This is a genomic window from Pradoshia sp., assembly GCF_051873915.1.
Taxonomy (GTDB): Bacteria; Bacillota; Bacilli; order Bacillales; family Pradoshiaceae; genus Pradoshia.
Map to the genome: position 1 here is coordinate 57257 of NZ_JBJEFJ010000034.1, position 9431 is coordinate 66687.

Consider the following 9431-nt stretch of genomic DNA (forward strand, 5'->3'; position numbering starts at 1 on the left):
GGAAGATGAAAAGGTGATATCTTTATTCTCGATTTTGAAGAAAAAAACACCTCTCAAGAACTGGATGTAAACTCGAGAGGTGTCTAGGGTGGTTAATGTTTAGTTTAAAACTTGTACTTCAACTGTTTTGCGTCCCCATTGCATGGCTTGATCATGTGATGGGATGAATACATCAATTTTGTTGCCTTTGATAGCGCCGCCTGTATCAGCTGCAGTCGCATATCCATAGCCTTCAACATAGACTTTAGAGCCTAATGGAATGACACTTGGGTCAACAGCGATAACTTTTGCATCTGGATTTGCTTTCAGGTTAACACCAGTGGCGGTGGTACCTGAACATCCGTTACAGTTTGCCGTATAGGCCGTTGCTGATACTGTAATGGTTTTTCCGGAATTTTCCTTCTTAGTAGTAGAAGTCTTTTGAACAGGTGTTGCCTTTTTGGTTGTTGTTTGAGTAGTTTGTTTAGTCTGCTTTGCCTTTGCTGGTTGTGCTGTGTTTGCGCTGGCTGCTTGACCATCACCTGCTAGTTTAAGAACCTGTCCTGGGTGGATAACATCAGATTTTAATTGATTCCAAGAACGCAGTTCATTGATTGATACATTCTTAGTATTGGAGATTTTCCATAGGCTATCTCCTTTTTTTACTTTATAAGTTGGTGTGTCTGCTTCTTTTTTGACCACCAATCTAGTATTTTCGATGATTGTATCTGAATCGAGATCATTCAGTCTTTTTATATTTTCTACTGATGTGTCGTATTTTTGAGATATTCCCCAGAGAGTATCTCCTTTTTGTACTTTAATTTCTTGAGCGGATGTTTTTTGCCCACTCATAGCAACGGTGATGGAAGCTACCGCTACAAACGATAATAACGTTTTCTTCATGTAGTTTTAACCTCCTAAAATTGTTTGTATCAGCTAACATTGACAATCTTAACAGGTTTCTCCAAAAGAAGTAATAACGAGGAGATGATAAATACGTTACCGATATAACGCGATTATGTCAGGAATATGTCTATTTGTCAGAAAATTCAAATAATAAGGGGCAATAAAAGAGGGGGATGGACTGGTACTATTACCTTTTTCTTTACTTGGCAAATACTGATATTTTGTCATAATTGTAACACAAATAACCATTTGTTGTTTAAAATGGTAAATATTTCAAGTGTTTTTTTAGAGAGAAAAAGGCAAAAATATTAAAAAAGAGGTTTACAAATTGAAATATCTGGTAATGAATTGGGTGAAAATGTCAATTACATTTACCGTAAAGTCGTTTTCTTGAGCAGAAAAAGCGAAAAGGATGATTGGAGAATGTCGATCAAATGACCAGAGGTATTCTATAGAAGGAATCAATCATTTTCGATTTTCAACTTAGAGAATTACATATTTATAGTATAAACTAAATTCTGACAAAAATTAAGCCTTTTTTGAAAAAGTTGTAGAAATTTTCCCTTCATATTTATATATCGGTTTATATATTATAGAAGAAACTCGATATATCGCTTTTTGGCCATCTTTGTTGCGGGGATTAGTTTATGTCTGTTCTTAGAATTCGACAAACAAAGATACAGAGATAAATTAAAATAAAGGTGAACAGAAGAACGGCTGGAAAGGGGATGAGGATTAAATCGAGAAAAATCAAAGTCTGTTTGCTGGTGCTTGGAGCTGGATTAAGACACTGACTGTTGCCATTCTTCTGATACTGATCGTACGGACATATATTTTGACGCCTTATAAAGTGGATGGACTTTCTATGGAGCCTACTTTGCACCATCAGGAGAGAATTCTTGTAACACCCAGTATAGGAGATGCTGCCTTTAGCCGCGGAGAGATTGTTGTGATAAAAGGAAATGGCTATGAACGATATGTAAAGAGAGTGATTGGGCTGCCAGGTGACAAGGTTGAAGTGAAAGAGGATGAATTATATATCAATGATGAGAAATGGAAGGAAGCATACCTCAACGAAACTGGTACGGGGGATCTTTCTCCTATACTTGTACCAGAGCAGAGTTACTTTGTAATGGGAGATAATCGGATGGTGAGTATGGATAGCAGGAATGGGCTTGGATTTATTCACGAAGATCGGATTATTGGGAAAGGAAAAGTTGTTTTCTATCCTTTTCGAAATATGCGGGTCATTCAGTAAAAACATTGTTTTCGAAGGTGGATGGGTGGATAATACCGAGTTTCTTCTATATAAATAGTTCACAGCGGATAATTAATCATAAAGTCTGAAGGGAAATGCATTCTTTCGGAGAATCATAAATACTATTAAGAGCTTTGGAGGGATGAAGTATGCTAAAAAGGCATGAAGTTCTGATTAAGCAGCTAGCTGATTATCGGCATGAGTTTTTGGAAGCGGTTTCGGTCATTGGGGAAGAGGAGGCAGATGTGATTCCTGAGGGGTATCAGGATAATATCCGTTGGCATATGGGACATGTATATGTGAATCAATATTTATGGATCCAGCATTTAACGAAGGAAGAGATTGTCATGCCAAGGAATTTCATTAAATGGTTTGGATTTGGTACAAGTCCTCTGGATTGGGAAGAAGAGATTCCAAGCTTGGATTATTTAAAAAGACTGCTTGCCATTCAGCCGTTTATGATTCGTGATTTATATGGGGAGCGGCTGGAGGAACAATATCCTACTACTGAATCAGGTATCCACACAATTGCTCAAGTGTTGGTCAGGACCATCCATCATGAAGGAATTCATTTAGGAAACATTCAAGCGATTAAGAGGGCCATTTCTGCTAGTAAAGTATATGATTAGAATTCAGACTGGGACTATTTCAGGGCACGAATGATGTGGTTTGTTACTATTCTGTCATAATTCACTTATTGAATGATTGATTTTGTCTTGTAATTGTCATAGTGATGAAAAAAAGCATCTGCCTGCATGGATTATGCAGGCAGATGCTTTTATTTATGAGACTCCTTTTTCTCTTCATGATAGTCCTCCAAGCGGACCTCTTCTTTGTAGGCGATTTTGTGCTTTGTGTCGTTGATTGGGTCTGTCTGTTTTTTGTCTGTGGAGCCTGTCATCGCTGAATCAAAGGGAGTATATTGATTGTTTGGTACTTTATGATTCCTTTTCATTTTAAAGAAAGAATAGCCGATAAAGACAGCGAGCAGTAGAATGACGATAAATTCCATCATGACAAATCACCTCTTCATAAGTACTTCTTTTCATATAATCCCCTTAACATTCTGTAACTAAACGGATGGATTTAGTAGAATGAATGGCACGAATGGGAGTAAATGGGTATGTGAATAGAGTTTTTTAGAGATAATCTCTTGTTTTATCCACAAGTATATTTATATTTATATACTTTTATTACATAAAGGTTACATTGAATACATCAGTCTTACAATAACGTTATAATCTGATGAATTGATTTATTTCTCACTCATGATTTTGGTATAGTACAAGAGTAGCAAGCAAGACGTTTAAAAAAACGCGAACAAAAAGGAGTATCTATGAAAAACAATCAAAGAAAAAGACTGACTAAACTGTTCATCATTTCGATGTTTGTTGTTGCTCTTGTCCTAAGTACAGCTTTACCAGGAAAAACAAATACAGTAGAAGCAGCAGGCTTCAAGTATTCAAGTAAAGTGCCACTATCAAAAGCCAACCAGAAATATTTATATGATCTTTGTGTAAAAAGAGGATTGAACTACAAACATACTTTAGCTGTCATCAAGCATGAGAGCAATTTCAAAGCAAAGGCTAAAGGCGGTTCAAACTATGGTTTGTTCCAAATCAATAAAGTGAATCATAAGAACTTAGCAAAAGTGACCAAAACAAAGAATAGCCCATATAATGTAAAGGTAAACATGAACTGGGGTACATACATGCTTTCCAACCTTCAGAAAAAGTATGCAAAAAAAGGCTACAAAGGAACAGCTCTTCGTGAAGCCGTTTTAAGTGCTTATAATAAAGGGGAAGGCGGCTTTGCCAAATATGGCAAAGCGACAGCTTATATTAAGCGTCATAATCAAGCTTATAAAGTCGTAAACTCTTGGTTATAAGATTAGAAAAGCGTTCAACCTGTAAGGGTTGAACGCTTTTTTTGACTAAATTATAAATAAGATTTGCGAGTTTGAAAGTCTTCCTTCGGATAATACGCATTTTTGACCAAAACATTAGGCCCTAAGCATTTTACAGCTGGACAATGGCAATTCAAAGAGCGGGCAAGCTCCGTATCCATCCATTTCTGATAAACCTCAGGTAAAGAATGTTCAAGGATATTCCCAAGAGCAGGGGCATCACCGAAGTCGGTCACGATTACCTCGCCGCTAAAGATATTAACGTTCAAACGGGAACGTCCGTCTGGATCATTTCGAATGGTCACGTTCTTGCTCGCATATAATCGCTCTAATAAGAGGAGATCCTCTTGATTGCTGCTGCATGGATAAAACGGCAATGTACCAAAGAGCATCCAAACCTCTTCTTTCCTGCAATCGAGCAAATGGTGAATGGCTTTTCGGATTTCATCTAGGGACAGGGATTCAAGTGCAGAAGCGAAATCACTCGGATACATTGGATGAATTTCATGTCTTCTGCAGCCCATTTCTTCGGTTATTTGTTTATGTATCTTCTCTAAGTAGGGAAGCGTCCTTTTATTGAGCATCGTTTCAGCAGAGACGAGTACACCAGCTTTATTCAATTGAATCGAATTCGTAATGATATTTTGAAAAAGGGCTTCTCGTTGTTTATAGGTGGGTTTTCGCTCCATCATGGCAAAGCCGCCTTCTACAAATTCATCGATGGTTCCCCAATTGTGGGAGATGTGTAATACATCCAAATAGGGGATGATGGATTCATATCGTTCAAGCGGCAGTGTGAGGTTTGAGTTGATTTGTGTACGGACACCTCGCTCGGCTGCATATTTCAGCAACGGAACAACATAGTTCTCAACACTTTTCTTGGCAAGCATCGGCTCACCGCCCGTAATACTGATTGACCGTAGATGAGGAATTTCCTCAAGTCTTTGAATTAGTCGTTCCAGCGGAATAGCATTCGGGTCTTTCGGCTGCAGGGTGTAGCCGACTGCACAATGCTCACAGCGCATATTGCAAAGGGTTGTTGTAGTGAACTCTATATTAGAAAGAGTCATTTTGCCATATTGTGATACGTCCATATAGGCTTCCCACGGGTCAAAATCTGGACTGATTGCCGCTTGAGCCTCTTTGTTAACACTAATCATGATCGATCTCCTCAAGGTTAATTTTCATACCCCATATTATGGTCACTTTGGATAAATTATGTCAATTAAACAAAACTGAATAGAATAGCCAGAGAAACAGGAAGAATACGCTTGATGTCAATCATAGGTCATTCCTGTGAAAAAACGTAACAAATCGAATGGACCATTGATTATAGGTTTGCTTATAGAAGATAATGGAAATGGTAGTAAGGAGTTCCGTCTCTATCCTATCAAGGCGAAGGATGGAAAAGGTTCATTTGACCGAAGCATTAAAAGACGTGTCAGGAAAGCTTGATGATGTTTTAACAGCTGCTCAATCACTTGAAGAATATGAAGGAGTGAGCGTATTGAGAAGATTTACGAAGAGCACTATAGGGTTCTTACTAGTCATTGGACTTGGCTATGCAGCAGGGACATCCATTTATGCCGGATCGAATGAATCAGCGGAGAATGACTTGCCAAAGACGAAGGTGGATTATAAAGGAGAGCCCATTCAAATTTATATTGGGAATCCTGATGAGGAGAACAGCAAAGATATATCAGACTGGGCTGATGGGCTCTCTGAAAAGACCATTCAGAAGGCCTTGGAGGAGTTTGAGAAATCAACAGGCATTCCTCTGAATGAAATGGATGAGAAACAGGCAAATTGATTAATTCCTCTTTTAGAGCACTTAATGTAAAATGAATAGTACAGCTCGTTAGAAAGAGAGGAATGGAAAATGGAAGTTGTAAAGTCAGTAGAACAATTTAATGAACAAATCGCACAAGATCACTTAACAGTGGAAATCTTCACAACAACATGGTGTCCAGACTGCAAGCGTCTTGATATGTTTATAGATGAGATTGTGGCAGAACATCCAGATAAGAAATGGTATAAGGTTGATAAGGATGAATTTCCTGAACTAGCTGAGCAATACGATGTTATGGGGATTCCAAGTCTTCTCCTATACAAAAATGGAGAAAAAGTAGCGCATTTGCATAGTGCTCATGCGAAGACGCCTGATCAGGTTCGGGCATTTTTGAATGAATGGGCATGAAGAAATAGGAAAGCACAAGACCGTTTACGGTCTTGTGCTTTTTTAGGCTTCTTATTGTTTTATGGAGCTGGATTGCTTAGCTTCAGAAAGGAGTCTGAGAAAATGTGTCTCATCGAGCATTTTGATGGGGGAACCATTTTCCTGAAGTTCACGAGCCTTGATTTCCTTTGAGCTGATTCCTTTACCGCTGACTAATGCTTGATCCTGTGTTCCAATGATCAGGTAATCGGTCTTTTTACTAACACTTGATTTTAATATCCCTCCGAAATTGACAACCAACTGCATGGCTTCTATTCGTTCCATGGAATCTAGGTCGCCCGTGAATACGAAGGTCTTCCCATAAAGAAGATTGGACTCATCTGCTTCTTTCGTTGGTGTGACATCGCCTATTTTGATTGATTGAGAGAATTTTCTGCCCGCAGTTTTTTTCTCTTTACTGAATGAGTTCATTGGTTTCAGCTCGGATAATCGCTTAACTGGTAATGTTGGATGGGCATGCTGAAATTCTGTGAATGAATGCTGACCAGTGGCTTCCATGCTTTTAAGAACCAGCTCAGCACAGGCTCTCGCATCTGCTAAAGCATGATGATGCTCCTCTATCTGAATGCCAAAAAAATTTGTGCGCTCTTTTAAGGATTGCTTGACTCGCTCTCCCTTAATAGCACGATTGGAGATAGGGATACTGCAGCAATAGCTCATATCAGGTACTGGAATTTGGTATTCTTTCAGACAGGCTTTTAATACACTCATATCGAAATAGGCATTATGGGCAATAATCATTGTATCCGTAAAATCTGCCTTAATTATTTCCCATACATCCTTAAAAGAAGGTGCATGTGTGACATCATCAGCTGTAAGACCGTGCACTCGTATATGATTAGGATCGAAATTCATGATAGGCGGCCGGATTAGAAAATATTTTTCGTCTTTGATGGTTTGATTATCCACATAGACGATGCCAAGTGAGCAAGCGCTATTGGGATACCGATTGGCTGTTTCGAAATCAATCGCAATAAAATCCACGCAAATCCTCCTAGAGCTGTCACGCTAGACAGGTTTTTTAGATTATCTTCTATTATATCAGGTATTGGAAGAGAGAGAGTTTGGAGAGCTTGAAAATGAGTCTAGCTTTTCTTTCATATTATTGTACAATATATGAATGAAGAATCGATAAAATGAATAGTGGAGTAGTGATGGGTTTGGCGTCCAATCAGAATGATTGCTTAATAAAGGCTGTTCTTTTGGCCGGCAAAATTATGCTGGAAAATGGAGCGGAAACAAGCAGGGTAGAGGATACGATGGAAAGGATGATGTGCAAGGCACTCTGCAAAAACCAAAACGAGGAGACCTTCACCTACATAACCTTAAATGGGATTTTTGTCAAAACGGATATGCACAATACGAGTTTTGTCCGGATTGATAACCGTGATTACAATCTTGATAAAATCACCAAGGTAAATCAAATCTCTCGTTTCTTTACAGAAGACCTTTTGACTATTGAGGAAGTGTACGCAAGATTGCAGATGGTCGATAAAGAACAAATGGGCTATTCCCTCTTGATGAAATTTATTTTTACAGCCATTCTAAGCGGCAGTGTTATGCTGATCATGAATGGCACCTTCATTGATTTGCCAGCAAGCATGATTGGCGGATTAGTCTGTTATTTGGCTTATTTGCTTGCCTATCGGTACTTGAAAATTCCATTTATTACGGAATATATAGCAGCCTTTTTGGGCGGTCTGGCAGCTTTCATCGTCAATAGTATGGTGGGGAGCCACTTAAGTTCTGTCATGATCGGAACGGTGGCACCCCTTGTTCCTGGTATAGCCATTACGAATGCTATTAGGGACATTTTAGCGAAGCACTATATTTCGGGCTCCATCCGCATGGTAGAGGGAATCTTTATTGCCGGATCGATTGGCACAGGAATAGCAACCGTTTATTATATTTTCATACAGTAGGAGTCAAATAGGATGTCAAATCTCGTTTTTCATATGGTGTTTAGTTTTCTATCATCCATCTCATTTGCCATTATATGCAATGTACCAAAGAAGTCGATCCCGATGGGCGGGATTGTAGGTATGCTCGGCTGGATGGGATATGTTCTCTTAAGCATGAATGGGTACGGTGTATTCCCGGCAAGTGTGGTTTGCTCCTTGCTGCTGGCCTTTGCCGGGCAAATAGCCGCTAGAATTTTTAAAATGCCGTTGACCGTTTTTTATGTGCCAGGGTTGGTTCCAATCGTTCCTGGTATTTCGGCATTCCAGGCATTTAGACAATTGACCCTCCATGATTATGAGGCAGCAGCCACGGGTTTTTTGAATGTCGGATACTGTGCGGTTGGGATCGCCTGCGGCATTGTCATTTCAGATATGTTGTTCAGATCCATTCTCGGTCTGTATCGAATAGTGAAACGAAGAACAGCAGCTTAATAAACAAGAGAACAGCTTGAGCGGCCAGTTTGGAAACTCAAGCTGTTCATATGATAGCTGCTAGTTTTGCCCTTGTCTAAATAATTTACGAACCTTCTCAATCTCTTTTAATTCTTCCCAGCGTTCCTCTGCAACATATTCTTCTTTATCACATTTCGGACAATAGATTCCAACGATTAAATTACCTTCCCGGCCAATTCGATGCCATTCGTGAGTACATAATTTTTGTTTAACCAGCTTGTACAAACCCATCTTTACGTCTCCTTTAATCTTGTTTCTTCTCTGCCAAAATAGCAAGAAAGAAGGACCCTTGCCTCGTTCATGAATCTAGCACGCAAATTTGTGATGAAGCCATCTGCTATACTAATTTCATTAGTTGACTAGCGTTAGACATGAAAATCTGTTTTTCTATATATTGTAAATTATACAGAAAGATTGAAAGAAGAAAAGGGAGGATTTTCCGTTATCTTGTCGAATTTAAAAAAATGTTTATGAAAACATAATCTAGGAAGTGAATGAGATGATAATTCGTCAGGCAAATAGCTCAGATGCGCCTTCGATTGCAAGGGTGAATGTGGAGAGCTGGCATTCAACGTATAAGGGAATCGTCCCAAAAAGATATCTGGAGGCCATGTCCGCTGAACAATATGCAAAAAAGTGGGGGAGAATCATTGAAAATCCAGCCTCCATTGTCCTGGTTGCAGAAATAGACAGCCAAGTAATCGGATACATAAGCGGTGGGATGGAACGAAG

General features: G+C 39.1%; 13 protein-coding genes. 8 read left to right on the top strand and 5 right to left on the bottom strand.

Annotated elements, in window-relative coordinates; all coding sequences use genetic code 11:
• Window positions 1-99: 99 nt before the first annotated feature.
• Window positions 100-882 carry a LysM peptidoglycan-binding domain-containing protein gene (locus ACI35L_RS03735; protein WP_439802275.1) on the bottom strand — a complete coding sequence of 261 codons (783 nt, stop codon included), beginning with the start codon at window positions 880-882 and terminating at the stop codon, window positions 100-102.
• 742 nt (window positions 883-1624) lie between these two features.
• On the opposite strand from ACI35L_RS03735, the gene lepB reads away from it, so the two are divergent.
• Together lepB and ACI35L_RS03745 are read left to right on the top strand one after the other, a co-directional pair.
• The gene (gene lepB / locus ACI35L_RS03740) at window positions 1625-2143 is read left to right on the top strand and encodes a signal peptidase I (RefSeq protein WP_082197135.1); all 519 of its coding nucleotides are present in this window, start codon (window positions 1625-1627) and stop codon (window positions 2141-2143) included.
• A gap of 149 nt (window positions 2144-2292) precedes the next feature.
• Window positions 2293-2772 carry a DinB family protein gene (locus ACI35L_RS03745; RefSeq protein WP_049671328.1) on the top strand — a complete coding sequence of 160 codons (480 nt, stop codon included), beginning with the start codon at window positions 2293-2295 and terminating at the stop codon, window positions 2770-2772.
• Between the two features lie 149 nt (window positions 2773-2921).
• Here ACI35L_RS03745 and ACI35L_RS03750 read toward each other — a convergent pair whose 3' ends face one another.
• Window positions 2922-3158, bottom strand: a complete 237-nt coding sequence (locus tag ACI35L_RS03750; RefSeq protein WP_439802276.1) for a hypothetical protein — start codon at window positions 3156-3158, stop codon at window positions 2922-2924.
• 321 nt (window positions 3159-3479) lie between these two features.
• Between ACI35L_RS03750 and ACI35L_RS03755 the strand changes: the two genes are divergently transcribed.
• Window positions 3480-4031 (top strand): phage tail tip lysozyme, encoded by a 552-nt coding sequence (locus ACI35L_RS03755; protein ID WP_082197134.1) that lies wholly within the window; start codon window positions 3480-3482, stop codon window positions 4029-4031.
• A gap of 50 nt (window positions 4032-4081) precedes the next feature.
• Here the strand turns inward: ACI35L_RS03755 and yfkAB are convergent, their stop codons facing one another.
• Window positions 4082-5209, bottom strand: a complete 1128-nt coding sequence (gene yfkAB / locus ACI35L_RS03760; protein WP_439802277.1) for a radical SAM/CxCxxxxC motif protein YfkAB — start codon at window positions 5207-5209, stop codon at window positions 4082-4084.
• Between the two features lie 200 nt (window positions 5210-5409).
• On the opposite strand from yfkAB, the gene ACI35L_RS03765 reads away from it, so the two are divergent.
• Window positions 5410-5859: a hypothetical protein gene (locus ACI35L_RS03765; protein WP_439802278.1), complete on the top strand. Its 450-nt coding sequence runs from the start codon at window positions 5410-5412 to the stop codon at window positions 5857-5859.
• Window positions 5860-5928: 69 nt separating this feature from the next.
• On the top strand, window positions 5929-6246 hold the full coding sequence (locus ACI35L_RS03770) for a thioredoxin family protein (RefSeq protein ID WP_439802279.1): 318 nt from the start codon (window positions 5929-5931) through the stop codon (window positions 6244-6246).
• A gap of 51 nt (window positions 6247-6297) precedes the next feature.
• Here ACI35L_RS03770 and ACI35L_RS03775 read toward each other — a convergent pair whose 3' ends face one another.
• Entirely contained in the window at window positions 6298-7269 is a 972-nt protein-coding gene (locus ACI35L_RS03775) for an exonuclease domain-containing protein (protein WP_049671323.1), read from the bottom strand.
• A 152-nt stretch (window positions 7270-7421) separates the two neighbouring features.
• On the opposite strand from ACI35L_RS03775, the gene ACI35L_RS03780 reads away from it, so the two are divergent.
• Both ACI35L_RS03780 and ACI35L_RS03785 read left to right on the top strand, forming a co-directional pair.
• Window positions 7422-8207 carry a threonine/serine exporter family protein gene (locus ACI35L_RS03780; RefSeq protein WP_231589525.1) on the top strand — a complete coding sequence of 262 codons (786 nt, stop codon included), beginning with the start codon at window positions 7422-7424 and terminating at the stop codon, window positions 8205-8207.
• A gap of 12 nt (window positions 8208-8219) precedes the next feature.
• Window positions 8220-8678: a threonine/serine exporter family protein gene (locus tag ACI35L_RS03785; protein ID WP_049671321.1), complete on the top strand. Its 459-nt coding sequence runs from the start codon at window positions 8220-8222 to the stop codon at window positions 8676-8678.
• 60 nt (window positions 8679-8738) lie between these two features.
• Here the strand turns inward: ACI35L_RS03785 and ACI35L_RS03790 are convergent, their stop codons facing one another.
• Window positions 8739-8930, bottom strand: coding sequence for a hypothetical protein (locus ACI35L_RS03790; protein WP_049671320.1), 192 nt, complete (start codon window positions 8928-8930; stop codon window positions 8739-8741).
• A 268-nt stretch (window positions 8931-9198) separates the two neighbouring features.
• Between ACI35L_RS03790 and ACI35L_RS03795 the strand changes: the two genes are divergently transcribed.
• Window positions 9199-9431 (top strand): GNAT family N-acetyltransferase (locus ACI35L_RS03795; RefSeq protein WP_439802280.1); only part of this gene is annotated, 233 nt, incomplete at its 3' end.

Excerpts from the sequence above, each read along its gene's own strand:
- ACI35L_RS03735 (WP_439802275.1), bottom strand. The coding sequence starts at position 882 with ATGAAGAAAACGTTATTATCGTTTGTAGCGGTAGCTTCCATCACCGTT.
- ACI35L_RS03745 (WP_049671328.1), top strand. The coding sequence starts at position 2,293 with ATGCTAAAAAGGCATGAAGTTCTGATTAAGCAGCTAGCTGATTATCGG.
- ACI35L_RS03750 (WP_439802276.1), bottom strand. The coding sequence starts at position 3,158 with ATGATGGAATTTATCGTCATTCTACTGCTCGCTGTCTTTATCGGCTAT.
- ACI35L_RS03755 (WP_082197134.1), top strand. The coding sequence starts at position 3,480 with ATGAAAAACAATCAAAGAAAAAGACTGACTAAACTGTTCATCATTTCG.
- yfkAB (WP_439802277.1), bottom strand. The coding sequence starts at position 5,209 with ATGATTAGTGTTAACAAAGAGGCTCAAGCGGCAATCAGTCCAGATTTT.
- ACI35L_RS03765 (WP_439802278.1), top strand. The coding sequence starts at position 5,410 with ATGGTAGTAAGGAGTTCCGTCTCTATCCTATCAAGGCGAAGGATGGAA.
- ACI35L_RS03770 (WP_439802279.1), top strand. The coding sequence starts at position 5,929 with ATGGAAGTTGTAAAGTCAGTAGAACAATTTAATGAACAAATCGCACAA.
- ACI35L_RS03780 (WP_231589525.1), top strand. The coding sequence starts at position 7,422 with ATGAATAGTGGAGTAGTGATGGGTTTGGCGTCCAATCAGAATGATTGC.
- ACI35L_RS03785 (WP_049671321.1), top strand. The coding sequence starts at position 8,220 with ATGTCAAATCTCGTTTTTCATATGGTGTTTAGTTTTCTATCATCCATC.
- ACI35L_RS03790 (WP_049671320.1), bottom strand. The coding sequence starts at position 8,930 with ATGGGTTTGTACAAGCTGGTTAAACAAAAATTATGTACTCACGAATGG.